Here is a 24,133-nt window from a genome sequence, read left to right as displayed (position 1 = left end):
TCGAAAAGCCGATCCCGGCACGGAGCGCGCGCGTGATCGAACCCAGCCAACTGCTCGTGCCCGGCGCCGCGGTGCTGATCGCGCTGGCGCTGGCGCTGACGGTCGTCTGGCTCTACCGCCGACGCGGTATTGCGGACGCGCTCGACGACCGCCACGACCGTCTCAAGCTCGCCCTGTGGGCGACCGGCGAACGCTATTGGGATTACGACGTCGAAAGCCGCCAGCTGCGTCGTCTGCTCGACGACGCGCCCGGCGGCGATAGACAGATGCGCGAGGACACCGTCGCGGTGGAGGCGCTGGTCCATCCCGACGACATGGCGCCCGCGCGCGACATGCTCCAGCGCTATCTCGACGGCGCATCCAACCGCTACGAAGTGCAACTGCGCGTGCTCGGCGACGATGGCCGATGGATGTGGGTGCGGGTACGCGGCCGCGCGGTCGCGCGCGATGCGAGCGGCCAGGTCCTGCGCATCGCCGGCACCGCCCTCGACGTGAGCGCCACCCGCGAGGCGGAACGCGAGCGCCGGATCGCCGCCACGGTCCTGCGCAGCATGGCCGAGGCCGTCGCGGTGCTTGATGCGGATTTCCACTATGTCTCGGTGAACCCGGCCTTCCTGCGCATGACCGGCTACGCCGAGCGGGAAATCCTCGGACGCACGGCATCGCTGCTCGGCAGTGCCCAGAACGACAGTGCGCTCTACCGCCAGATCCGCAACCACGCCAGGCAGCAGATCCAGTGGAGCGGAGAGCTGTGGCTCCGCCGCAAGGACGGCGACGAGACCCTGACCGCACTCGAACTGCGCACCGTACGCGGCCCCGACGACCACAGCATGCTGCACGTATGCGTCTTCAACGACATCACCAGGCAGAAGCGCACCGAACAGGAACTGCGCTATCTCGCCAACTTCGACACCCTGACCGATCTACCCAACCGTGCATTGCTGTCGGAGCGTTTGTCACGGGCCATCGTGCGGGCGCATCGCCAGGACTCCCGGGTGGGGCTGCTGCTCCTCGATCTCGACCGCTTCAAGGAGGTCAACGATTCCTTCGGCCATTCGGCCGGCGACCGGATCCTGCGCGCCGCCGCCCTCCGCCTGCAGCGGACGGTCGGCAACCAGCACACCGTGGCGCGTCTCGGCGGCGACGAGTTCACCATCGTCATCGAAGACCTGGCCGACCCGCTCGACACCGAGCGCGTCGCGCGCGAGATCATCAACGCGTTCCAGGCCCCGCTGCTGCTCGACGACCGCCGCGAGGTGTCGATCTCGCCGTCGATCGGCATCGCCATCTATCCCGACCACGCCCAGGTGCCGACTGAACTGCTGAAGCGGGCCGACACCGCGATGTACCAGGCCAAGGCCGCGGGGCGTTGCACCTTCATCCGCTATGACGACCACATGGACGTGGCGGCGCGCCAGCGTGCCGTGGTGTCGGGCGCATTACGCAGGGCGCTCGATCGCGGCGAACTGCGACTGGTCTTCCAGCCGCGCATGGCGCTGTCGCCGCCCAGGATCACCGGGGTCGAGGCATTGCTCCGATGGTCGAGCCCCGAACATGGAGATATCGCGCCATCCGACTTCATTCCGATCGCGGAGGAGAACGGAATGATCCTGGAGATCGGCGAGTGGGTGTTGCGCGAGGCCTGCATGATGCTGCAGCGCTGGCGCCAGCACGGTCTCGACGACATGGCCGTATCGGTGAACGTATCGGTGCTGCAGCTGCTGCGCGGCGATTTCACCGACGTGGTCGCGCGCGTGCTCGACGACGTCGGCATTCCAGCGCACCTGCTGGAACTGGAACTGACCGAAAGCGTGCTCATGGCCAATGCGGAGCAGAGCGCCGCGCAGCTGCACGCGTTCCGCGCGCTCGGCGTCTCCCTGGCCATCGATGATTTCGGCACGGGGTATTCGTCGCTGGCGTATCTCAAACGCCTGCCCATCACCACGCTCAAGATCGACAAGGCCTTCGTCGACGGGCTGCCCCACGACGCGGAGGATTCCGCGATCACCCCGACCATCGTGGCGATGGGACATTCGCTCGGACTGCGCGTCGTCGCCGAAGGCGTGGAGACCCGCGCACAGATGCGCTTCCTGGCCGAGCGCGGCTGCGACGAAATCCAGGGCTTCTGGATCTCACCGCCGCTCGAGGCGGCACAATGCCTGGCGTTCGTGCGCAACTGGCGTCCCGCAAGCATGCAGCTGCCACATCGAGCTCCACTGGTGACCTCGCCTTGACCGGCCCCCGCCCCCTGCCTATGGTGCGAAGATGAACCAGCCCGACGTGGTCGCCGAGCTTCAGAGACTGACGTCGCGCGTCGACGCACTGATCGAGCGCGTCCGCACCCTCAGCGACGAGAACCGCAGTCTGCGCCAGCAGCAGGAACAGATCGTCGGCGAGCGGGCGCAGCTGGTGTCGAAGAACGAACAGGCGCGGTCCCGCGTCGAGGCGATGATCGCCCGGCTCAAATCCCTGGAGCAGCACACATGAGCCCCAACGAGGCCGTGAGCGTCCGTGTGCTGGATCGCGAGTACACCGTCGGTGTGGCGCCGGGCGAGCGGGACAGCCTGATGGCCGCGGCGCGGCTGCTCGACCAGCGCATGCGCGAGATCCGCGGTGCCAACCGGATGACCGGGGTGGACCGGATCGCGATCCTCGCCGCGCTCAATCTTGCGCACGAGCTGCAGATGCTCGGCGACGGCCAGCGACAGGGCTCGAATGCGATGGAAGAGGCAGTCGCCGCCCTGCATCGCAAACTCGATGCCTTCGACGCCGAACAGCGCTGACCGATCTTCGCGTTGCGCGCACGCAACTGAATCCCGCCCGCGGCGAGGACCGACGAACGGCCCACGCGCGCCGCGGCAGTTGGCTATACTGCGCATGCGTTCTCTGCCGTGTGCGACAGCGAGCAAAACATTCGCCTTGTCCCTTAACAACGACACCGGGGATGTCAGGAAACCGGGAGTGCATATCCGCCCGCGAGCGGAAAGCCCGAAGGAATCCCAGCGTTCCCACTTGAACCCAGGGTTCAAGGTCGTTTCGCAAGCATCGACATCGGCGGAGAACGCCTTTTTTCTGCCCTCCCGCCGCGTCGCCGGCACCTCCGACGACGAGCCCGGCCGCATGACCGACCGCCCCGCCCTTCGCCGACGTCTGCGCGACCAGCGCCGCGCCCTGGCAGCGCCTGCGCGTATCGCGGCGGCCGAGCGCCTGGCCGGCCACCTCCTCGAGATGCCCGAGTTGCCTCGCACCGGCTATGTCGCCGGTTACTGGGCGAGTGATGGCGAGATCGGACTGCATGTCTTCCAGATGCGCCTGCCCGGCGGGCTGCGCTACTGCCTGCCGGTGCTGCACGGCGACGTGCTGCGCTTCGCCCCCTGGCGCGCGGGCGACCCGTTGGTCACCAACCGCTACGGCATTCCCGAGCCCGATGTGGAACCGTCCTCGGCCCTCGACGCGCGCGACATGTCGGTCGTCATCACCCCGCTGGTGGGCTTCGATGCGCGCGGGCACCGCCTGGGCATGGGCGGCGGCTGGTACGACCGCAGCTTCGCATTCCGCCTCGAACAGGGCGCGCCACCGCTGCTGGTGGGCGCAGGCTTCGCGCAGCAGCAGCTTGATGCCTTGGACGCAGCCGAATGGGACGTCCCGCTGGATGCGGTGGCGACAGAGTCCGGCATCCTGCGCCCGCCCCCTTCCCCGTGACTGGCACCCCCATGAGTACCCGCAAGCGTTACTGGCTGATGAAGTCCGAGCCCGAGGACTTTTCCATCGATGACCTGGCCCGGGTCGGCACCGAGCCCTGGACCGGTGTGCGCAACTACCAGGCGCGCAATTTCATGCGCGACGGCATGCGGGTCGGCGACGAGATCCTGTTCTACCATTCGAACACCGACGTCCCCGGCATATACGGCATCGCCCGGGTCGCGAGCACCGCCTATCCGGATCCCAGCCAGTTCGACAGATCGTCGAAGTACTTCGACGAGAAGGCCACCGAAGAGACGCCGCGCTGGTTTCTCGTCGATGTGGGCTACCTGCGCACCCTGGCCGCACCGATCCCGCTTGCGGAAATCCGCGAGCATGCGGCCGAGCTGGGTGAAGAGTTCGCACTGATCCGCAAGGGCGCGCGGCTGTCGGTGCTGCCGGTCACATCCGCGCAGTGGAAACTGCTGTTGTCCCTGGAGAAGAAGCAATGAGCGAAGGCAAGCGGCTGGCCGCCGAGAAGGCGATCGAGTACGTCGAGGACGGCATGATCGTCGGGGTCGGCACCGGCTCCACCGTCGCCTATTTCATCGACGCCCTCGCCCGGATCAGGCACCGCATCGAAGGTGCGGTGTCGAGCTCCGACCAGAGCACCGAGCGCCTGCGCGGCCATGGCATCGAGGTATTCGACCTCAACGCCACCGGCCCGCTGGCGCTGTACGTGGACGGCGCCGACGAATGCGATCCGCAGCGACATCTGATCAAGGGCGGTGGCGCGGCGCTGACCCGCGAGAAGATCATCGCCGAGGCTTCGGCGCAGTTCGTCTGCATCATCGACCCGGCAAAACAGGTACCGGTGCTCGGCGCCTTCCCGCTGCCGATCGAGGTGATCCCGATGGCGCGCAGCCTCGTCGCCCGCACGATCCTGGAAACCACGGGCGGGCAGCCGGTCTGGCGCGAGGGCGTCACGACCGACAACGGCAACTGGGTGCTCGACATCCACGGCCTGTCGATCACCGACCCGGTGGGGCTGGAGGCAAAGCTCAACCAGATCCCGGGCGTGGTCAGCGTGGGGCTGTTCGCGCGGCGCAAGGCGGACGTGGTGATCGTGGGGACGGCGACACCGACGGTGTTCTGACAGCGCCAGGTGTTTGCAGGGGGATGTCGATCGGAACGACCGACATCGCCGCGAAAAACACGATCAGTGCGACATCCAGCCCGATGCCCAGCGCCGTCCACCAAGGGCGCTGATCCCATGCAGTGCGTCGTGCGGCGATCGCGTGCCCTGCCACCACCGCGTCAGGGCGAAGACCGCTTCCAGAGCACGATGAACGCCAGCGCCAGCGTCGGCAATGCCTCCAGCATCGTGATCGCGCCGGCCAGCACAAGCAGCGCGATCGCGGCATCGCGATCACCTCGGCGAGCCAGCCCATGGCGCGGAAATTCAAGGCCATGACGATCGCGCTTCCGACCAGGATGCCGAAGCTCCCTGCCAGCAGGCTGCCGATGTAACCGAACACCGGCACCGTGTCGCGCGCGGGCGCCGGATCGGACGCTGGCGCCGCGCAGGGATTGCGGCCCGGAGGCCGGGCGTCGTCCGTTCGGCGTGTTCGCGACAGCTCACCCACCTGGGGACGCCCATGAAAAAGCCCGCCTTCCGGCGGGCCTTTTCCTGTGACATGCCGCCTCGACTCATTCGACGTCGAGGAAGCTCCGCAGCTGCTCACTGCGCGAGGGATGACGCAGCTTGCGCAGCGCCTTGGCCTCGATCTGACGGATCCGCTCGCGGGTGACGTCGAACTGCTTGCCGACTTCCTCGAGGGTGTGGTCGGTATTCATGTCGATGCCGAAGCGCATCCGCAGCACCTTGGCCTCCCGCGGGGTAAGGCCGGCGAGCACGTCGCGGACCGTCTCCATCAGGTTGGTGTTGGTGGTCGCGTCGATCGGGGACTCCACATTGGTGTCCTCGATGAAGTCGCCCAGGTGCGAGTCCTCGTCGTCGCCGATCGGCGTCTCCATGGAGATCGGCTCCTTGGCGATCTTCATGACCTTGCGGATCTTGTCCTCGGGCATGTCCATTTCCTTGGCCAGTTCTTCCGGCGTGGCCTCGCGGCCGTACTGCTGGAGCATCTGGCGGGAAATGCGGTTGAGCTTGTTGATCGTCTCGATCATGTGCACGGGGATGCGGATCGTGCGCGCCTGGTCGGCGATCGAGCGCGTGATCGCCTGGCGGATCCACCACGTGGCATAGGTCGAGAACTTGAAGCCGCGGCGGTGCTCGAACTTGTCGACCGCCTTCATCAGGCCGATGTTGCCTTCCTGGATGAGGTCGAGGAACTGCAGGCCGCGGTTGGTGTACTTCTTGGCGATCGAGATCACCAGGCGCAGGTTGGCCTCGACCATCTCCTTCTTCGCACGGCGGGCCTTGGTCTCGCCATAGGCCATCGCACGGCTGATCTCCTTGAGATCCCCCAGGGTCACGCCCATCGCCTTCTCGATCGCGATGGTGGCTTCCTGCTCGGCGACGATCTGGTCGCGCACGTCCTTCAGGCCCGACGACCACTTCTGCTTGCGCTTGATCATCTCGTCCGCCCAGCCCGTATTGGTCTGGTTGCCGTCCCAGGCGCGGATGAAATCCTTGCGCGGCATCTTGGCGACGCGGGTCGACAGGTCGAGGATGCGGCGCTCGTGATCCTTGAGCTCGGAGACCACCTCGCGCAGCTTGCGGACCAGCAGATCGGTCAGCGGCAACGGCAGCTTGAAGGTCATGAAGACGTCGGCCATCTCGCCACGCAGCTTGACCACCGGCTTGGCGGTGGCGCCGCTCTTGGCGTAGGCCTTCTGGAACTGCTTGAACAGCTCTCCCATCGCCTCCATGCGCCGCGCGACCTCGGCCGGGTCAGGTCCGGTCGGGCCGGCGCTCTCTTCCTCGTCGGACGCATCCTCTGCGTCGTCATCGTCGCTGTCGCTGTCGTCCTCGGCCTCCACGACGGGGGCCGGCGCATTGCCCGCGGCAGCCTCCTCTTCGGCGGCCAGTTCCTCGAGCAGCTGGTCGTTGAAGCCCGCGACCACTTCGGCGAGGCGCTTCTTGCCGTTCTTGTGCAGCTCGTATTCCTCAAGCAGCAGCTGGACCGACCACGGGAAGCTGGCCACCGAGGCCATCATCTGGTTGAGGCCTTCCTCGATACGCTTGGCGATCGCGATCTCGCCCTCGCGGGTCAGCAGCTCGACCGTACCCATCTCGCGCATGTACATGCGCACCGGGTCGGTGGTGCGACCACCCTCGGTATCGAGCGAGGTCAGCGCGGCGGCGGCTTCTTCGGCCGCGGTCTCGTCGACCTCGCGGTTGCCGCTGGACTCACCGGCGAGCAACAGCGTTTCCGCATCGGGCGCCACTTCATGGACATCAATGCCCATGCCGTTGATCATGCCGATGATGTCTTCGATCTGCTCCGGATCGACCATGTCGTCGGGCAGGTGATCGTTGACCTCCGCATATGTCAGATAGCCCTGCTCCAGACCCTTGCTGATCAGGATCTTGATGTCGGACTGCTGGGCGGGACGTTCATTCGCCATGTGGCGCACCGTTGTCAAAGTGAACCCGTAATTATACCACCAGCGGGGCCGGGTTCATGCCCTCAGCAGGAAGGTGACCGGGCCATCGTTGACCAGGCTGACCATCATATGGGCACCGAATCGGCCGGTTTCCACCCCCGGATGTCGGGCCCGGCAGCTCGCGACTAGCCGATCGAACGCCTGTTCAGCTTCGTCGGGCGGAGCCGCGGTGCTGAAGCCGGGCCGGTTGCCCGACCGGGTATCGGCGGCGAGCGTGAACTGGCTCACAAGCAGCAGCCCGCCTCCGGTCTCGGTCAGCGAGCAGTTCATCCGGCCCGCGGCGTCGGGGAATACCCGGTAGCCCAGCAGGCGCTCGGTCATCCGCGCCACCTGCGCCTGCCCGTCTCCGGGCTCGACGCCGACCAGGGCCAGCAGGCCGGGCCCGATCCGGCCGATGACGACGCCGTCGACGCGCACCTCCGCCTGGCTGACCCGCTGGATCAGGGACAGCATGCTCAGCCGATGTAACGGTTGCTGATCGGGTAGCGGCGCTCGCGACCGAACGCACGGCGCGAGATCTTCGGCCCCGGCGCGGCCTGGTGGCGCTTCCATTCGCTGATGCGCACCAGGTGCAGAACGCGGTCGACGACGAGCGCATCGAAGCCTGCGGCGACGATCTCGTCCCGCGACTGCTCCAGATCGACGAAGCGGCGCAGGATGGCATCGAGCACGTCGTAGGGCGGCAGAGAATCCTGGTCGAGCTGGCCGGCGCGCAGTTCCGCCGACGGGGGCCGGTCGATCACCCCGGGCGGGATCACCGGCGCACCACCGACGGTATTGCGCCACTTCGCCAGCCCGAACACCTCGGTCTTGTAGAGATCCTTGATCGGCGCGTACCCGCCGCACATGTCGCCATAGATGGTGGCGTAGCCGACCGCGTACTCGCTCTTGTTGCCGGTGGTCAGCAGCAGGCCGCCATGCTTGTTCGACAGCGCCATCAGGATCGCGCCGCGCGTGCGCGACTGCAGGTTCTCCTCGGTGACGTCGCCCTCCTTGCCCTCGAACGCTTCCGAAAGCGCGTCGAGGAAGCCCTGGAACGGCTGCTCGATCGGAATGGTGAGCATGCGCACGCCCAGAGCCTCGCACTGCTCGGCGGCGAGATCGTTGCTGAGCCCGGCCGTGAAGCGCGAGGGCAGGCGTACCGCGGTAACGTTCTCCGCGCCCAGCGCGTCGACCGCCATCGCCAGTACCACCGAGGAGTCGATGCCGCCCGACAGGCCCACCCAGGCCTTGCCGAAGCCGTTCTTGCCCAGGTAGTCACGGGTGCCACGCACCACGGCGCGCCAGGCCAGCGCATCGATGCTCTCGTCGCCGTCATCGACCCATACCACCGGCGTGAACGCGCGCCGCTCTGGATCGAAATCCACCACCAGCCAGTGGTCGTCGAACGCGACCGCAGCCGGATGCACGGTGCCGTCCGCATCGGCGACCACCGACGCGCCATCGAACACCAGCGCGTCCTGTCCGCCCACCACGTTGACATAGGCCAGGGCCACGCCGCTTTCGCGCGTCCGCTCGGCCAGCAGGGCATCGCGCTGGCGATGCTTGCCGCGGTCATAGGGCGATGCATTCGGCACCACCGCGACCGCCGCACCGGCCGCCGCCGTCGCGGCCAGCGGCTCGGCGAACCACAGGTCCTCGCAGATCACCACGCCCACGGGCACGCCGTCGACTTCGAACACGCAGGGTTCGCCATCCGGGTCGACATGGAAATAACGACGCTCGTCGAAGACGTTGTAGTTGGGCAGCTCGCGCTTGCGGTAGGTGCGCTCGAGCTTGCCGCCGCGCAGCACGCTGGCCGAGTTGTAGAGCACGCTGCCGGCGGACTCCGGCCAGCCGACCACGGCGACGATGCCGTGCACGTCCTTGGCGATCTGCATCAGCGCCGCTTCGCAGTCGATCAGGAATGACGGCCGCATCAGCAGGTCTTCGGGCGGGTAGCCGCTGATCGCCAGCTCCGGGAACACGACGACCTGCGCGCCGAATTCGTCGCGCGCCTGCGCGATCATCTCCGCGATGCGCTCGGCATTGCGGCCGACGTCTCCAACCGGGAAATCGAACTGGGCGAGCGCGATGCGCAACGGGTCGGTCATGGGAAGGCGGCAGTGGGCGGGGCCTTTCATCATAGCGAGATGCCGACGGCATGCCGAAGCCGCCGGACATGAAAAAGGCCGCCCGAAGGCGGCCTTTCCCAGTGCATCGGTAGCTGCGCTTACTTGACCAGCGCGGCGATCGCTTCGCCCAGGTCGCCCGGCGAACGGACGGTCTTCACCCCGGCCGCTTCCATCGCCTTGAACTTGCCTTCGGCCGTACCCGAACCGCCCGAGGCGATCGCGCCCGCGTGGCCCATGCGCTTGCCCGGAGGCGCCGACGCGCCAGCGATGAAGCCGACGACCGGCTTCTTGACGTGCGCCTTGATGTACTCGGCGCCCGCTTCCTCGGCGTCGCCGCCGATCTCGCCGACCATGATGATGCCCAGCGTCTGCGGATCTTCGTTGAACAGCTTCAGGCAGTCGACGAAGTTCAGGCCGTTGATCGGGTCGCCGCCGATGCCGATGACGGTCGACTGGCCCAGGCCCGCCGCGGTCGTCTGCTTGACCGCTTCATAGGTCAGCGTGCCCGAGCGCGACACGATGCCGATCTTGCCCGGCATGTGGATGTGGCCCGGCATGATGCCGATCTTGCACTCGCCGGGGGTGATCACGCCGGGGCAGTTCGGACCCACCAGGGTCACGTCCGGGTGCGACTTGAGCACGTTCTTGACGCGCAGCATGTCGAGCACCGGGATGCCCTCGGTGATGCAGACGATGACCTTGATGCCGGCCGCAGCCGCTTCGAGGATCGCGTCGGCCGCGAACGGCGGCGGCACGTAGATCACCGAGGCATCGGCGCCGGTGGCTTCGACCGCTTCGCGCACGGTGTTGAACACCGGCAGGTTGATGTGGGTGGTGCCGCCCTTGCCGGGCGTGACGCCGCCGACGACCTGGGTGCCGTATTCCACCATCTGGGTGGCGTGGAAGGTGCCCTGCTGGCCGGTGAAGCCCTGCACGATCACCTTGGTGTTCTTGTTGATCAAAACGGACATGAGATTTTCCTGTTGAGCCCCTCTCCCGACGGGAGAGGGGTTGGGGCGAGGGCCGGCGCTCGCGAGCGTTCCAGGACCCTCATCCGCCCTTCGGGCACCTTCTCCCGGAGGGAGAAGGGAAAGAGCAGCGGGTTTTGCAGCGGAATCAGGCGGCAGCCGCGACAGCCTTCTTGGCGCCGTCGTTGATGTCGTCGGCCGGGGTGATCGCCAGGCCCGACTCGGCCAGCAGCTTCTTGCCCGCTTCGACGTTCGTGCCTTCCAGGCGCACGATCACCGGCACCTTGACGTCCACTTCCTTGACCGCGGCAATGATGCCCTCGGCGATCATGTCGCAGCGGACGATGCCGCCGAAGATGTTGACGAAGATCGCCTTGACCTTGTCCGAGGACAGGATCAGCTTGAAGGCCTCGGTCACGCGCTCCTTGGTCGCGCCGCCGCCCACGTCGAGGAAGTTCGCCGGCGAGCCGCCGTTGAGTGCGATCACGTCCATCGTCGCCATCGCCAGACCCGCGCCATTGACCATGCAGCCGATGTTGCCGTCCATGGTCACGTAGTTCAGGTCGTACTCGCTGGCGCGAACCTCGGCCTCGTCTTCCTGCGAGGTGTCGCGCATCGCGGCCAGATCCTTGTGACGGAAGGTCGCGTTGTCGTCGCTGTTGACCTTGCCATCCAGCGCGTAGAGGTCGCCGTTGTCGAGGATGGCCAGCGGGTTGAGTTCGACCAGCGCCAGGTCCTTCTCGTTGAACAGGGTGTAGAGGCCAGCCATGATCTTGGCGAGCTGGTTGGCCTGCTTGGCGCTCAGGCCGATCTTGAAGCCGATGTCACGGCCCTGGTAGGGCTGGAAGCCTTCGACGAAGTCGACGTTGAGCGTCTCGATCTTCTCCGGGGTCTCGGCAGCCACCTGCTCGATGTCCACGCCGCCCTCGCTGGAGACGATGTAGGTGATCGACTGCGTGCCGCGATCGACCAGCACCGACAGATACAGTTCCTTGGCGATCTCGCCGGCCTCGGTGACCAGCACCAGGTTCACCGGCAGGGCGACGCCCGCCGACTGGTAGGTCGCCATGTTGGTGCCGAGCATGCCGGCCGCGGCCGCCTTCACGTCGTCGGTGGTCTTGCAGAACTTCACGCCGCCGGCCTTGCCTCGGCCACCCGCATGGATCTGGGCCTTGACCATCCAGGGGCCGTTGCCCAGGGAGTTCGCTGCTTCGACTGCTTCATCGGCCGTGGACGCGACGCGTCCGGCCGGCACGGGGATGCCGTAATCGGCAAACAACTGCTTCGCCTGGTATTCGTGGAAGTTCATGTGGAGTCCGTACGGAAAGGAAAGACACCATCGACGGGCGGCGCGGGGACGCGCGGACAGACCGACGGGGTCCGCTATTCTCGCTCATGCGCGCTCGGCGGGCAAAACGCCCGGCCCGAGCGGCATCGGGCGGCCGCCTATACTCCGGCGTCCGGTCCAGAGGGAACGCGCCGTGCCCCTGCTCGCAGCTTCCACGCCCACCCCGTCTCTGCAGCAACGCGAGCTGGCGCTCTTCTCGCTCTACCGCGTGTTCGAATCGGCGCTGCTCGCCCTGCTGGTGTTCAGCCCTTGGGGCGAAATGCTGGGCAAGGTCGTCGACATGCCGATCGCGGTTTCGGTCGGCGTCGGTTACGTGGTGGCCTCGATCGGCCTGCTGCTGCATGCGCGGCGGCCCCTGGTCGATTACCAGGCCCACGCGACGGTGGGGGTGGGCGTCGACATCGCGGTCGCCACCCTCATCACCCACGCCGCGCCGGAAGTCGCGCCCGGCATCGCGATGCTGCTGCTGTTCAATATCGGCGCCGCGTCGCTGTTCCTGGACTTCCGCACCAGCCTGCTTGTCGCTGCGGCAGCCACCCTGGCCCTCGGTGCCGAACGCATCGTCGGCCTGTTCGGAACCGGCACCTTCGACCGTCCGTTCGCGGAAATGCTGATGTTCGGGCTCGGCTTCTTCGCCGCCGCATCCCTGAGCCGCCTGCTGGGCATGCAGGTACGCGAGAGCCGGGCCCTGGCCGATCGCCACGGCGCCCAGGCGGCGAACCTGGCCGAAATCAACGAGCTGATCATCCGCCGCATGCAGACGGGCGTGCTGCTGGTCGACGGCTCGGGCCATGTCCGCCTGGCCAACGAAGCGGCAATCCTGCTGATCGGCGATGCCGGGGCGCCGGGCGAGGACGGTCGGAGGGGCCGCACGCTGTCGGAACTGGCGCCGCCCCTGGCGATGCGCCTGGCGCAGTGGCTGCGCACCGGCAACGTCGACAGCGCACCGCTGACCCTGCGCGAACACGCGGACGTGATGCCGCGCTTCGTGCGGCTGCTGGCCGAAAGCGACAACACCCTGGTGTTCCTCGACGACACCTCGCTGGTCTCGCGGCGCGCCGAATCGCTGACCCTGGCCACGATGGGCCGGTTCTCCGCCAGTCTCGCCCACGAGATCCGCAACCCGCTCGCGGCCATCAGCTATGCCACCCAGTTGCTGGAAGAGTCCGAGGAAATCGGAGAGGCGGACCGGCGCCTGCTGCAGATCATCCACCAGCAATGCGTGCGCACGAACGGCATCGTCGAAAGCGTGCTGGGCCTGGCCCGCCGCGAACGCGCACGGCCGGAACACGTCGACCTCGTCAGCGCCGCGCACGCCTTCGTCCAGGACTACCGGCTGATCGTCAGCGCCGACAACGCCGAGCTGAAGATCAGCTGCGACCAGCCGACCCTGCGCGCCATCATCGACCCGCGCCACCTGCACCAGATCCTCAGCGCGCTGGTCAACAATGCCGTGCGCTATGGCCGCATGCCCGGCGAGCTGGCACGCATCACCCTGCGTATCGAACAGGCCGGGGAATGCCCGACCCTCAGCGTGCTCGACCGCGGACCGGGCATTCCCGACGCCGTGGCCGCGCAGCTGTTCCGCCCCTTCTTCACCACATCCGAAAGCGGCACCGGCCTCGGTCTCTACATCGCCCACGAACTGTGCCGCGCCAACGAGGCGCATCTGGAGTACGTAGCCGTGCCGGGCGGCGGCGGATGTTTCCGCATCACCCTGGCAGCGCGTCCGGGCCTGCTGCGGCACTGAGCTTTTGACTGGCCGCTGAGACCCGCGCACCGGCACCAGCAGGCCTGCGGCGTGCGTGGCGGCTACGTGGCGCCGCGCTGAGCGGCTGTGCGCAAGCCCACTGCGGGAGCGGGCGGATACCGGTCCTTGCCGATTGGCGCGTCGCATCCACCGCGGTTCCGCAGCTAGGCCATGCGGCGTCCCGCGAAGGTGCGCATGCGCCGCGCGCCACGCCGGCGCCAGCGGAGTCGTTCGCCGGACACGACCGGGATCGCCGCCGCGAGCCGCCGCGCGCGCAAGCTCGCGGCGGGGGGTGCCTTCATGCCCGCAACAATTGCGGTTTGACGGGACGTCCCGCACCACCGCCGCAGCCCGCGCGCCCGGGCGGCCTCGTCGCTTTTGGCAAAAGCTGTCAATATGCGTCACATCAAACAGCCGTTTAGATGAGAGCGAATGAGTGAACATCGCAGCGTCCTGATCGTCGATGACGAGCAGGACATCCGTGAACTGCTGGTCCTTACCCTCGGTCGCATGGGTCTGCGTACCGAAACCGCACCGACGCTCTCATGCGCCCGTGAACTGCTGGCCTCGGGCCCCTTCGACCTGTGCCTGACCGACATGCGCCTGCCCGATGGCTCGGGCCTGGACCTCATCGGCGAGATCGCGACGCGCTACCCCGGCATGCCGGTGGCGATGATCACCGCCTACGGGAATGTCGAGGCGGCGGTCGAGGCGCTTAAGGCCGGCGCATTCGACTTCGTCAGCAAGCCGGTCGACATCCACGTGCTGCGCGGCCTGGTCCGCCAGGCGCTGGAGCTGGGCGAACGCGCCAAGCGTGAGACCGAGGCGCACAGCAGTCGCCTGCTCGGCACGTCCGATGCCATGGTCACGTTGCGCAACACCATCACCAAGGTGGCCCGCAGCCAGGCGCCGGTCTTCATCAATGGAGAATCGGGCACCGGCAAGGAACTGGTCGCCCGCACCATCCACGCCCAGGGCGCCCGCGCCAGCGGCCCCTTCATCCCGGTCAACTGCGGCGCGATCCCGACCGAGCTGATGGAGAGCGAGTTCTTCGGCCACCGCAAGGGCAGCTTCACCGGCGCGAACAGCGACAAGCCCGGCCTGTTCCAGGCCGCCGATGGTGGCACGCTGTTCCTCGACGAGGTGGCCGAGCTGCCGCTGGCCATGCAGGTCAAGCTGCTGCGCGCGATCCAGGAGAAGTGCATCCGCCCGGTCGGCGCGCCGGCCGAGGTACAGGTGGACGTGCGCATCCTCTCGGCCACGCACAAGGATCTGGCGCAGCTGGTCAACGACGGCCGCTTCCGCCACGATCTTTACTACCGCATCAACGTGATCGGCCTGCACGTGCCGCCGCTGCGCGAGCGCACCGGCGACCTGCCGCTGCTCTCGGACGCCATCCTGCGCCGACTGGCCCAGGCCATGCACCGCGCGCCGCCCGCCCTGACCGACGACGCCGTCGCCGCGCTGGAGGCCTACCGCTTCCCCGGCAACGTGCGCGAACTGGAGAACATTCTCGAACGCGCCCTGGCCATGGCCGACGGCGATCGCATCACCGCCGCGGACCTGCACCTGCCCGCGTCGAGAAACCTCCAGCAGACCGCCCAGCCGCAGCGGAGCTCCCCCTTCATCACCGGCACCCACCAGGCCCTGCCGGCCGGCCCCTCCCCACCGCGCGACCCGCGCACGCTCAGCCCCTACGACACCGCCAGCTCGGCGCTGCCGTCCTTCATCGAGGACATCGAGCGCGCCGCGATCCAGCAGGCGCTGCAGGAAAACCGCTACAACAAGACCAAGACCGCAGCGGCGCTGGGGATCACCTTTCGGGCGCTGCGCTACAAGCTGAAAAAGCTGGGGATCGACTGATTCCTTCGCGCCATACGGAGGCCTGCTGTGCCCGGGCCTCCGGTCAGCAACACGCAGCCTGCAACTCCTCGGTAGCGGCGTGAGCTCGAGGCAGCGTGCGCGGCCGGGCTGCATTGCACTGGCTTGCGGAAGCCCCGGTCCGGACGCAAGAATCCGCCACCCCGGCTACCGCTCCTGTTCGCCATGAATCGATGGAAAGCCTCGGCTACCCACCTTGCCCTGAGCGTCGTCGTCATCGGCGGCATCGCCATATCGGCGTTCCTGCTCTGGTACCCCTACGGAGTGCATCGCGTCGCTGGTCTGGACCGCATCCTGCTGGTGATGCTGGGCATCGATCTGACCGCCGGTCCATTGCTGACCCTGATCGTCTACAAGCGCGGCAAGCCCAGCCTGCGCTTCGACATCACGGTGATTACGCTTTGCCAGATCGCATTCCTGGGCTACGGTCTGCACACCCTGTGGCAGGGACGACCCGTGTTCCTGGTCGGCACGCCGGAGACGTTCACGCTGGTATTCGCCAACGAGATCGATGCCGATGACCTGGCGCAGGCGAGCCGCCCGGAATGGCGACGCCTCTCATGGACTGGCCCACAGCTGGTCGGCACGCGAATGCCGGACGATCCAGTGGCGAGACGCGAGGTCATCGAGGCCTTCATGGCCGGCGGCGCGGGCATCGAGCGATCGCCCGCGTACTACCGCCCGTACGCGGACATCGCACCGCAGCTCCTGCAGGTCGCGACCTCGACACCTCAAGCCGTTGCCCCGAGGGACGGGAAACCCGTCGACCGCAACGATTCTTCAATAGCAGGACAGGTCCCTGTCGTCTCGCGGCGCGGCGAAGGCCTGATGCAGCTCGACGCGCTCGGCATGCCGCTGCGGACAATCGGGACGTCAAGCCCCTGACCGACGATACGAGTCACAAAGTGACATTTCCTGCCGATCGCGCGTCATGGTTTTGACGCCCCACCTGATGAACCGCTGGGCACCGGCTTTGCCGTCTGTGGCGGCGTTCCAAAAAGTTGGCACGCCTCGTGCGTAACCCATCCCACACGTGCAGCCAGACGACTCAGCACGTGAAACATCCACTCCTAGGGGATACACCATGAAGAAGATCCAGAAAGGCTTTACCCTGATCGAACTGATGATCGTCATTGCGATCCTCGGCATCCTTGTTGCCATCGCCCTGCCGGCGTACCAGGACTACACCGTCCGCGCCCGCGTGTCGGAAGCGGTTGCGCAGACCGCGCCGGCGAAGCTGGCAGTCGCAGAGACCGCTTCGTCGATGAACAACGGCTTGGCCGGAATTACGACCGGTGCAGAAGCCGGCTTCGACTTCCCGAACGAGACGGATTACGTGACTTCCATCGACGTTGGCGCTGGCGGTGTCATCACAACGGTGGCTGGCGGTACTCAGGGTACCGGCGCAGCAACAGAGCCGACGATGACCTGGACTCCGACGCACGCCTCGGCCGAAGACCAGACCTCGCCGATCAACTGGGCATGCAGCACCACGCCCGCCGCTTCGTTCAAGTATGTGCCGGCTGAGTGCCGTACCGAAGGCGAGGAATAAGGTCTACCGATTATAGGAATAGGAGATCAGAGTAGTTTTTTTCGCTGAAATACTCGTCCTATGTCGCAAACCCCGCTTCGGCGGGGTTTGTTGTTTCTGGCGGTTGTGGTGACGTTCCTGCGGTGCCGCCGTGAAGTGAATGCCTTTGGGCCGGGAGGGCCAAAAATGGGCACGTACATCGGGGTCGTGGTTTCTGGACGCCTGCAGGTAGCAGTAGAAAATTCTATGACCAGCATTCGCAACGCTTACTGCCACGGTTGCGGTTCTGATTGCCCACCCGCTTGATGGCAAACGCTAGTATTTGTCCACTTCCGCAGTAGGCGCCGCCCATGAACGCTGTTTCCTCACAGAACCTCGTCGGCATCACCGGCATTGCCCGCCGTCTCGTGCTGGACGGCGCGCTCGACGAAATCGCAGCGCGAGAAGCACTCGACAAAGCCACCGCCGCCCGCAAGCAGATCTCGCAGTACCTGCGCGAACACAAGCTGGTCACGGCCGCGCAGATGGCCGCGGCCAATTCGATCGAGTTCGGAATGCCGATCTTCGATCCGTCGGCGATGGACAGCCAGGCCAGCGCGATCAAGCTGGTCAGCGAGGAACTGCTGCAGAAGCACGCGGTGCTGCCGTTGTTCAAGCGTGGACCGCGCCTCTATGTCGGCATCGCGGATCCGACCGACGCGCAGGCGCTGGACGAGATCAAGTTCCACACGAACCTGACCGTCGAGCCGATCCTGGTCGACGAGGACAGCATCCGCCGCACCCAGGACATCTGGCTGCAATCGTCCGACAATTTCGGCGACTCCCTGGACGACTCCGACGGCCTCGATGCGCTCGACGTGGGCAGCGATGACGATGCCGGCAAGATCGAGAACGTGGCGGACGGCAAGGACGACACGCCGATCGTCAAGTTCGTCAACAAGGTGCTGGTGGACGCGATCAAGCGCGGCGCCTCCGACATCCACTTCGAGCCCTACGAGACCGATTATCGGGTGCGCCTGCGCATCGACGGCATTCTCAAGCAGGCGGCGAAGATGCCGGTCAAGCTCAACGGACGCATTACCGCGCGCCTGAAGGTGATGGCACAGCTGGACATCGCCGAGAAGCGCGTGCCGCAGGACGGGCGCATCAAGCTCAACCTGTCCAAGACCAAGCAGATCGACTTCCGCGTCAGCACCCTGCCCACGCTGTTCGGCGAGAAGGTGGTGCTGCGTATCCTCGATGCCAGTGCGGCGAAGCTGGGCATCGACAAGCTGGGTTACGAGCCCGACCAGCAGAAACTGTTCCTCGACGCCATCCATAAACCCTACGGCATGGTGCTGGTCACCGGCCCGACCGGCTCGGGCAAGACGGTGTCGCTGTATACAGCGCTCGGCATCCTCAACGACGAGACCCGCAATATCTCGACCGCGGAGGACCCGGTGGAAATCCGCCTGCCCGGCGTGAACCAGGTGCAGCAGAACAACAAGCGCGGCATGACATTTGCCGCGGCGCTGCGCTCGTTCCTGCGCCAGGATCCGGACATCATCATGGTCGGCGAGATCCGAGATCTGGAAACCGCCGAGATCGCGATCAAGGCCGCGCAGACCGGCCACATGGTGCTCTCCACGCTGCATACCAACGATGCGCCGCAGACCATCGCGCGCCTGATGAACATGGGGATCGCGCCGTACAACATCACCAGCTCGGTGACCCTGGTCATCGCCCAGCGCCTGGCGCGCCGGCTCTGCGGCAAGTGCAAGCGCCGCGTCGACCTGCCCGAGCACGCGCTGCTGGCCGAAGGATTCAACGAAGACCAGGTGCGTGCCGGCATTGAACTGTACGAACCCGCGGGCTGCGACGAGTGCACCAATGGCTACAAGGGTCGCGTCGGCGTGTACCAGGTGATGCCGATGAGCGAGCAGATCCAGGAGATCATCCTGCAGGGCGGCAACGCGATCCAGATCGCCGAAGTGGCCGAGCGCGCGGGCGTCAACGACCTGCGCAAGTCCGCGCTGGAGAAAGCGCGCCAGGGCCTGACCAGCCTGGCCGAAATCAACCGCGTCACCAAGGACTGACCCGCCTTTCCGCTTTTCGGATCGCACCCGGCGCAACCGTGACCGGGAGCCTGCCACTGCCGCCAATTACCCGGTACCATTCGGCGATCCGTCCGGTTTGGGGAAATCGGACCCAGGGGAACGCCAGCATGTCGATCACACGCAGTGCCGCCAAGAAATCGCTCCCGCGCAAGCCGCCCGCGCGGCCTGTCCGCGAGGGCGTAACACTGGACACGTTCGTCTGGGAGGGCTCGGACAAGCGCGGCGTCAAGATGAAAGGCGAGCAGCAGGCGAAGAACGCCAACATGCTGCGCGCAGAGCTACGACGCCAGGGCATCCAGCCCGGCATGGTCAAGATCAAGCCCAAGCCCCTGTTCGGCGCGGCAGGCAAGAAGATCACTGCGAAAGAGATCGCGGTGTTCAGCCGCCAGCTGGCGACGATGATCAAGTCGGGCGTGCCGGTGGTGCAGGCGCTGGAGATCATCGGCAACGGCCACAAGAATCCACGCATGGCCTCGATGGTCAATGGCCTGCGCCAGGACATCGAGGGTGGCTCTTCGATCAACGAAGCGCTGTCGAAGTACCCGGTGCAGTTCGACGAGCTGTTCCAGAATCTGGTGCGCGCGGGTGAGACGGCGGGCGTGCTCGAGACCGTGCTCGACACGATTGCGACATACAAGGAAAACACCGAGAGCCTGAAGGGCAAGATCAAGAAGGCCCTGTTCTATCCGGCTACGGTCATCGCGGTGGCGATCCTGGTCAGCGCGGTGCTGTTGATCTTCGTGGTGCCGCAGTTCGAGGCGACGTTCAAGAGCTTCAATGCGGAGCTGCCCGCGTTCACCCAGCTCATCGTCAACATGAGTCGCTTCATGACCTCGTGGTGGTGGGCGATCCTCGGCGGGTTCATTGCCGCGGGCACGCTCTTCATCTATGTGTTCAAGCGTTCCAAGCCGCTGCAGCACACGGTCGACCGGCTGATGCTCAGGATCCCGGTGATCGGCCAGCTGCTGCATAACGCCGCTATTGCACGGTTCGCGCGCACCTTGGCGACCACGTTCAAGGCCGGCGTGCCGTTGGTGGAGGCACTGGATATCGTGGCGGGCGCGACCGGCAGCGTGGTCTACGAGCAGGCGGTACATCGCATCCGCGACGACGTCTCCGTGGGCTACCAGGTCAACATGGCGATGAAGCAGGTCAACCTGTTCCCGCACATGGTGGTGCAGATGACCGCAATCGGCGAAGAGGCCGGCGCGCTCGACACCATGCTGTTCAAGGTGGCCGAGTTCTACGAAGAAGAAGTCAACAACGCGGTCGACGCACTGAGCAGCCTGATCGAGCCGATGATCATGATCATCATCGGCGGCGTGATCGGCTCGATGGTGATCGGCATGTACCTGCCGATCTTCAAGATCGCCGCGACGATCTGACCCCACTCGACTGATGGCATTCCTCGACCAGAACCCCGCGCTCGGATTCCCGCTCGCCGCAGGCTTCGGCCTGCTGGTGGGCAGCTTCCTCAATGTCGTGATCCTGCGCCTGCCGCGGCGCATGGAGTGGCAGTGGAAGCGTGATTCGCGCGAGATCCTCGGGGAACCGGAGCTCTATGATCCGCCGCCGCCAGGGATCGTCGTCGAGCGGTCCCATTGCCCGCATTGCGGGCACCAGCTGTCGTGGTACGAGAACATCCCGGTCCTGAGCTGGCTGGCGCTGCGTGGCAAGTGCCGCAGCTGCAAGGCGCCGATTTCGATCCAGTATCCGGCGGTCGAGCTGTTGACGATGCTGCTGTTCGTGGCCTGCGTCTGGCAGTTCGGCTTCGGCTGGCAGGGCTTCGGCGCGCTGGTGCTGACCAGCTTCCTGATCGCACTGTCGGGCATTGACATCCGCACCCAGCTGCTGCCGGACTCGCTGACGCTGCCACTGATGTGGCTTGGGTTGATCGCCAGTCTCGACAACCTCTACATGCCGGCCAAACCCGCGCTGCTCGGAGCCGTGGTGGGCTATGTGAGCCTGTGGACGGTCTGGTGGCTGTTCAAGCAGGCCACCGGCAAGGAAGGCATGGGCCACGGCGACTTCAAGCTGTTGGCTGCGCTCGGTGCATGGTGCGGGTTGAGCGGGCTGCTGCCGATCATCCTGTTGTCGGCCGTGGCTGGCGCGGTCATCGGGTCGATCATGCTCGCGGTGCAGGGCCGTGACCGCGCCACGCCGATCCCGTTCGGGCCCTATCTGGCCATCGCCGGCTGGGTGACCTTCATGTGGGGGCACGACCTGATCGGCGCCTACTCGCGTGTCGCCGGACTCGGCTGACCACCCGCTGCAATGAGCGCGCTGATCATCGGCCTGACCGGCGGCATCGCCTCGGGCAAGACGGCGGCCACCCAGGCCTTCCAGAATCGTGGCGCGTTCGTAGCCGATGCCGACGTGGCCGCTCGGCTCGCGGTTGCGCCCGGCAGCACGGGACTTGCGGAGGTCGTCGAAGCTTTCGGCGCCGGCGCCCTTGCCGACGATGGAAGCCTGGATCGCGCCGCGATGCGGCGCCGGATCTTCGACGATCCCCCCGCACGCCATAGACTGGAGGCGATCATCCACCCGCGCGTACGCGCACTTCTGCAGTCCGAGTGCGAACAGGCCACCAGCCCCTATGCCGTCGCGGCGATTCCGCTGCTGACCGAAGGCGGCCGCGCGGCCTATCCGTGGCTGCAGCGGGTGCTGGTGATCGACGTGCCGCGCGAGCTGCAGCTGGCCCGGCTGCTCGCGCGCGACGGGATCGATGCCGCGCTTGCGGAGCGGATGGTCGCGGCCCAGGCCACGCGCGAGGCGCGACTGGCCATCGCCGACGACGTGATCGTCAACGACGGGACGCTGGAAGCGCTGGATGCGGCCGTCGGCGCGCTGGATGTGCAGTACCGCGGAATGGCGGCTGCGGGTGTTCAAGCCTCACCGGGACGACGTCCACTCGATCGTTAGGTGCCACCGGTGGGCGACAGGTGCAGCAGCGCGAGGCGGCGACCGCAGGACGGATGGATCAAGGCGGAACCCTTTGTCCCTCTGCAATCGGGGATCGTCCAGACACGTGCCCGGCGAACAGATTCTGCAGGAGGCTGGCGAGTACGTTAGTGAACTCCGATCCGCCTCTGCATTGCCGCTCGGGGTGGCTGATCGGTGTTGTCCACGGCCGTCGCTGCGGAAGCACCGTCAGGCGCTTCATGCAGCCCGGAAAGGCGCCCCGTTGGCCGAAGCAGGGTGCATCGCGAGCGTTCGCCCTCACCCCAACCCCTCTCCCGGAGGGAGAGGGGCTTGTCGCGCACCGCCGACGCATCGCTTATGCCGGATCGCAGCCGGTAGTGGACGTGTCCGCACCGTCCGGGTTTCCTTGGCGAAGCCTGGACGCGCTCAGTCCGGCGACCACAGGCTCCGAATGGCGGCGATGCCCTGGGCGCCATGGCGTCGGGCTTCGGGAATATCGGCCGGCGCCATGCCGCCGATCGCGTAGATCGGCAGCGCGCAGGTCTCGCGCAGGCGGGCGAACTCGGACCAGCCGATTCCCGGCTCACCGGGATGGCTCGCCGTCTCCGCCACCGGGCCCAGCACGACGAAATCGCAGTCGATCGCCACGGCGTGGGCAAGGTCGCCGGCATGGTGGCAGGAGGCGGCCAGGGGAATGCCGGCAGGCACCGGACGCATCGTGCATGCCTGCAGCGCAGCCGATGCGAGGTGGACTCCGGCGCCGGCCGCGAGCGCGACGTCCACTGGCCCGTTGAACAGCAGCTGGGCGCCGTGCAGGCGGCAGCGGATCTGCGCCTCCCGCAACAGCGCCTCCTGGCGATCACCCGGGATGCCCGGCAGGCGCAGCTGGACGCGGCGCACACCGCGGCGCAATGCCGCGTCGAAGCTCTGGAGCCAGGCCGCGTCGTCGTCGCCCGGTGGCGGTGTCACCAGATAGCGGTCCGGGGTTTGCAGTGCGGCGACGACCGGCAGATCCGCCGGCGGCATCGAATAGCGCCCGAGCTTGTCCGGCGCGACCCAGGCCAGTGCCTGGCCCTCCCGCCCCCGGGCCACGCCCTCCCAGTGCGCCACATGGCGCACATCCAGGCGCAGGCGCTTGGCCGGGTAGCGCTGCGGCACCACGATCAGGGGCGCACCGACCGTCACGCGGATACCCAGCTCCTCATCCAGTTCGCGCGCCAATGCCGCCTCGGAGGTTTCACCGTGTTCGCGCTTGCCCCCGGGAAACTCCCACAGCCCGGGCATGTCGCGGTTGGGCGTGCGTCGCGACAGCAGGACACGGCCGCGCTTGTCGGTGATGACACCGGCAACGACTTCGATGACGCGCTCGCTCATGCGGCTTGGGATCCGGAGAAGGCGGTCAGGGTATGCGGCGCCCGTGCGCTTTGCCAGCCGCAAGACAATTTCCTCAGACAGCACCCGCGTGGCCGCGACGCAACTGCTCAAGGCCCTTGCCTCCGGGCGACGGGTTGGGCGAGGCTCTCTGCGGCAATGCCCTGCCTCACCCAACGCGCGATGCGCGTCGACCTCTTCCGGAGGGAGAGGGGTGCGCACTCGTGCGCAGTGCGTCGCCCCGGATCAGGCCGGGCAGCGCCCTCCCAGATCGAGAAGAATCGTCCGCCCGCACGCCATCCTGATCGTTCGCGCAGGCTCAGCGCGGCCAGAGAAGACGCTGGATGTCCCGGAATACCGGTCACGCAGCAGCGTCCCACCGGACCGCACTCAAAGCCCTCGCCGTCCGCGAGAGGGGTTGGGGTGAGGGCGCTTTGCAGCAACCCCCTGCCCTCATCGGACCCGTCACGCGCACACACCTTCCACGGAGGGAAGGTGCAAGCACCCGTGCACGGTGCGCGACAATCCGGATCAGGCTGGGCAGGCTCCCTTCCAGAGATATGCGCGCGGCTTGCCCGCCCGCACGTCATCCTGATCGTTCACGCAGGCTCAGCGCCGGACAGAGAAGACGCTGGATGTCCCGGAATGCCGGTCACGCAGCAGCGTCCCACCGGACCGCACTCAAAGCCCCTCTCTTCTTTGGGAGAGGGCGCGTTGCGGCAACGCCCTCCCACCCCGCGCGCCGTGCGCCTTGCTCTCCCCGAGGAGAATTGCATGCACGCTGGCGCTGCGCGCGTCGCCACGGGATCGGGTCCGGGGCGGCGCGCTGCCGTCGGGA

19 protein-coding genes, 1 other RNA gene and 2 pseudogenes are annotated in these 24,133 nt (G+C 66.8%); 16 read left to right on the top strand and 6 right to left on the bottom strand.

Going from position 1 to position 24,133, the window contains the following annotated elements; translation table 11 throughout:
• Positions 1-32 precede the first annotated feature (32 nt).
• The 7 genes from CNR27_RS05415 to rpiA all read left to right on the top strand — a co-directional run bounded on the left by CNR27_RS05415 (position 33) and on the right by rpiA (position 4,837).
• Positions 33-2,234 carry a putative bifunctional diguanylate cyclase/phosphodiesterase gene (locus tag CNR27_RS05415; protein ID WP_096297276.1) on the top strand — a complete coding sequence of 734 codons (2,202 nt, stop codon included), beginning with the start codon at positions 33-35 and terminating at the stop codon, positions 2,232-2,234.
• A 31-nt stretch (positions 2,235-2,265) separates the two neighbouring features.
• Positions 2,266-2,487 carry a TIGR02449 family protein gene (locus CNR27_RS05410; protein ID WP_096297275.1) on the top strand — a complete coding sequence of 74 codons (222 nt, stop codon included), beginning with the start codon at positions 2,266-2,268 and terminating at the stop codon, positions 2,485-2,487.
• Positions 2,484-2,783 carry a cell division protein ZapA gene (locus CNR27_RS05405; RefSeq protein ID WP_096297274.1) on the top strand — a complete coding sequence of 100 codons (300 nt, stop codon included), beginning with the start codon at positions 2,484-2,486 and terminating at the stop codon, positions 2,781-2,783. Before CNR27_RS05410 ends, CNR27_RS05405 begins: the two co-directional genes overlap by 4 nt.
• A gap of 97 nt (positions 2,784-2,880) precedes the next feature.
• A non-coding RNA gene (gene ssrS, locus CNR27_RS05400) (6S RNA) lies at positions 2,881-3,065 on the top strand.
• A gap of 55 nt (positions 3,066-3,120) precedes the next feature.
• On the top strand, positions 3,121-3,702 hold the full coding sequence (locus CNR27_RS05395; protein ID WP_096297273.1) for a 5-formyltetrahydrofolate cyclo-ligase: 582 nt from the start codon (positions 3,121-3,123) through the stop codon (positions 3,700-3,702).
• An 11-nt stretch (positions 3,703-3,713) separates the two neighbouring features.
• On the top strand, positions 3,714-4,193 hold the full coding sequence (locus CNR27_RS05390; protein ID WP_096297272.1) for an EVE domain-containing protein: 480 nt from the start codon (positions 3,714-3,716) through the stop codon (positions 4,191-4,193).
• Positions 4,190-4,837 (top strand): ribose-5-phosphate isomerase RpiA, encoded by a 648-nt coding sequence (gene rpiA, locus CNR27_RS05385; RefSeq protein ID WP_096297271.1) that lies wholly within the window; start codon positions 4,190-4,192, stop codon positions 4,835-4,837. The genes CNR27_RS05390 and rpiA overlap by 4 nt, the downstream gene beginning before the upstream one ends.
• A gap of 554 nt (positions 4,838-5,391) precedes the next feature.
• Here the strand turns inward: rpiA and rpoD are convergent.
• The 5 genes from rpoD to sucC all read right to left on the bottom strand — a co-directional run bounded on the left by rpoD (position 5,392) and on the right by sucC (position 11,705).
• Positions 5,392-7,275 (bottom strand): RNA polymerase sigma factor RpoD, encoded by a 1,884-nt coding sequence (gene rpoD, locus CNR27_RS05380; protein WP_096297270.1) that lies wholly within the window; start codon positions 7,273-7,275, stop codon positions 5,392-5,394.
• Between the two features lie 54 nt (positions 7,276-7,329).
• Positions 7,330-7,767 (bottom strand): D-aminoacyl-tRNA deacylase, encoded by a 438-nt coding sequence (gene dtd, locus CNR27_RS05375; RefSeq protein ID WP_096297269.1) that lies wholly within the window; start codon positions 7,765-7,767, stop codon positions 7,330-7,332.
• A gap of 2 nt (positions 7,768-7,769) precedes the next feature.
• Positions 7,770-9,407 carry an NAD+ synthase gene (locus CNR27_RS05370; protein ID WP_096297268.1) on the bottom strand — a complete coding sequence of 546 codons (1,638 nt, stop codon included), beginning with the start codon at positions 9,405-9,407 and terminating at the stop codon, positions 7,770-7,772.
• 119 nt (positions 9,408-9,526) lie between these two features.
• A complete protein-coding gene (sucD, locus tag CNR27_RS05365; RefSeq protein ID WP_096297267.1) occupies positions 9,527-10,399 on the bottom strand; it encodes a succinate--CoA ligase subunit alpha in 873 nt (290 codons plus the stop codon).
• A 145-nt stretch (positions 10,400-10,544) separates the two neighbouring features.
• Positions 10,545-11,705, bottom strand: a complete 1,161-nt coding sequence (gene sucC / locus CNR27_RS05360; RefSeq protein ID WP_096297266.1) for an ADP-forming succinate--CoA ligase subunit beta — start codon at positions 11,703-11,705, stop codon at positions 10,545-10,547.
• A gap of 172 nt (positions 11,706-11,877) precedes the next feature.
• Between sucC and CNR27_RS05355 the strand changes: the two genes are divergently transcribed.
• The 9 genes and pseudogenes from CNR27_RS05355 to coaE all read left to right on the top strand — a co-directional run bounded on the left by CNR27_RS05355 (position 11,878) and on the right by coaE (position 21,924).
• Complete coding sequence (locus tag CNR27_RS05355; protein ID WP_245815760.1) at positions 11,878-13,494, top strand: sensor histidine kinase; 1,617 nt, start codon at positions 11,878-11,880, stop codon at positions 13,492-13,494.
• A 432-nt stretch (positions 13,495-13,926) separates the two neighbouring features.
• Positions 13,927-15,075 (top strand): annotated as a pseudogene (locus CNR27_RS05350) (sigma-54-dependent transcriptional regulator); the annotation flags it as partial.
• Positions 15,076-15,192: 117 nt separating this feature from the next.
• A pseudogene (locus CNR27_RS15890) lies at positions 15,193-15,357 on the top strand (helix-turn-helix domain-containing protein); the annotation flags it as partial.
• 183 nt (positions 15,358-15,540) lie between these two features.
• Positions 15,541-16,260, top strand: coding sequence for a hypothetical protein (locus CNR27_RS05345; RefSeq protein WP_096297263.1), 720 nt, complete (start codon positions 15,541-15,543; stop codon positions 16,258-16,260).
• 199 nt (positions 16,261-16,459) lie between these two features.
• Positions 16,460-16,927 (top strand): pilin, encoded by a 468-nt coding sequence (locus CNR27_RS05340; RefSeq protein WP_096297262.1) that lies wholly within the window; start codon positions 16,460-16,462, stop codon positions 16,925-16,927.
• 329 nt (positions 16,928-17,256) lie between these two features.
• Entirely contained in the window at positions 17,257-18,981 is a 1,725-nt protein-coding gene (pilB, locus tag CNR27_RS05335) for a type IV-A pilus assembly ATPase PilB (RefSeq protein WP_096297261.1), read from the top strand.
• Between the two features lie 128 nt (positions 18,982-19,109).
• The gene (locus CNR27_RS05330) at positions 19,110-20,387 is read left to right on the top strand and encodes a type II secretion system F family protein (protein ID WP_096297260.1); all 1,278 of its coding nucleotides are present in this window, start codon (positions 19,110-19,112) and stop codon (positions 20,385-20,387) included.
• Positions 20,388-20,400: 13 nt separating this feature from the next.
• On the top strand, positions 20,401-21,264 hold the full coding sequence (locus tag CNR27_RS05325; protein WP_096297259.1) for a prepilin peptidase: 864 nt from the start codon (positions 20,401-20,403) through the stop codon (positions 21,262-21,264).
• 12 nt (positions 21,265-21,276) lie between these two features.
• Complete coding sequence (coaE, locus tag CNR27_RS05320; protein ID WP_096297258.1) at positions 21,277-21,924, top strand: dephospho-CoA kinase; 648 nt, start codon at positions 21,277-21,279, stop codon at positions 21,922-21,924.
• A gap of 426 nt (positions 21,925-22,350) precedes the next feature.
• Here the strand turns inward: coaE and CNR27_RS05315 are convergent, their stop codons facing one another.
• A complete protein-coding gene (locus tag CNR27_RS05315; protein ID WP_096297257.1) occupies positions 22,351-23,298 on the bottom strand; it encodes a Nudix family hydrolase in 948 nt (315 codons plus the stop codon).
• Between the last annotated feature and the right edge of the window lie 835 nt (positions 23,299-24,133).

The organism is Luteimonas chenhongjianii, from assembly GCF_002327105.1.
GTDB classification, from domain to species: Bacteria; Pseudomonadota; Gammaproteobacteria; order Xanthomonadales; family Xanthomonadaceae; genus Luteimonas; species Luteimonas chenhongjianii.
The sequence above is the reverse complement of the archived record's forward strand: the minus strand, read 5'-3'. Positions and strand labels throughout refer to the sequence as shown.

Bases quoted from the DNA above. Each gene is read 5' to 3' on its own strand.
- sucD (WP_096297267.1), bottom strand. From the start codon at position 10,399: ATGTCCGTTTTGATCAACAAGAACACCAAGGTGATCGTGCAGGGCTTC.
- pilB (WP_096297261.1), top strand. From the start codon at position 17,257: ATGAACGCTGTTTCCTCACAGAACCTCGTCGGCATCACCGGCATTGCC.
- sucC (WP_096297266.1), bottom strand. From the start codon at position 11,705: ATGAACTTCCACGAATACCAGGCGAAGCAGTTGTTTGCCGATTACGGC.
- rpoD (WP_096297270.1), bottom strand. From the start codon at position 7,275: ATGGCGAATGAACGTCCCGCCCAGCAGTCCGACATCAAGATCCTGATC.
- rpiA (WP_096297271.1), top strand. From the start codon at position 4,190: ATGAGCGAAGGCAAGCGGCTGGCCGCCGAGAAGGCGATCGAGTACGTC.
- CNR27_RS05370 (WP_096297268.1), bottom strand. From the start codon at position 9,407: ATGACCGACCCGTTGCGCATCGCGCTCGCCCAGTTCGATTTCCCGGTT.
- CNR27_RS05340 (WP_096297262.1), top strand. From the start codon at position 16,460: ATGAAGAAGATCCAGAAAGGCTTTACCCTGATCGAACTGATGATCGTC.
- dtd (WP_096297269.1), bottom strand. From the start codon at position 7,767: ATGCTGTCCCTGATCCAGCGGGTCAGCCAGGCGGAGGTGCGCGTCGAC.
- CNR27_RS05325 (WP_096297259.1), top strand. From the start codon at position 20,401: ATGGCATTCCTCGACCAGAACCCCGCGCTCGGATTCCCGCTCGCCGCA.
- CNR27_RS05315 (WP_096297257.1), bottom strand. From the start codon at position 23,298: ATGAGCGAGCGCGTCATCGAAGTCGTTGCCGGTGTCATCACCGACAAG.
- coaE (WP_096297258.1), top strand. From the start codon at position 21,277: ATGAGCGCGCTGATCATCGGCCTGACCGGCGGCATCGCCTCGGGCAAG.
- CNR27_RS05395 (WP_096297273.1), top strand. From the start codon at position 3,121: ATGACCGACCGCCCCGCCCTTCGCCGACGTCTGCGCGACCAGCGCCGC.
- CNR27_RS05390 (WP_096297272.1), top strand. From the start codon at position 3,714: ATGAGTACCCGCAAGCGTTACTGGCTGATGAAGTCCGAGCCCGAGGAC.
- CNR27_RS05330 (WP_096297260.1), top strand. From the start codon at position 19,110: ATGTCGATCACACGCAGTGCCGCCAAGAAATCGCTCCCGCGCAAGCCG.
- CNR27_RS05405 (WP_096297274.1), top strand. From the start codon at position 2,484: ATGAGCCCCAACGAGGCCGTGAGCGTCCGTGTGCTGGATCGCGAGTAC.
- CNR27_RS05410 (WP_096297275.1), top strand. From the start codon at position 2,266: ATGAACCAGCCCGACGTGGTCGCCGAGCTTCAGAGACTGACGTCGCGC.
- CNR27_RS05345 (WP_096297263.1), top strand. From the start codon at position 15,541: ATGAATCGATGGAAAGCCTCGGCTACCCACCTTGCCCTGAGCGTCGTC.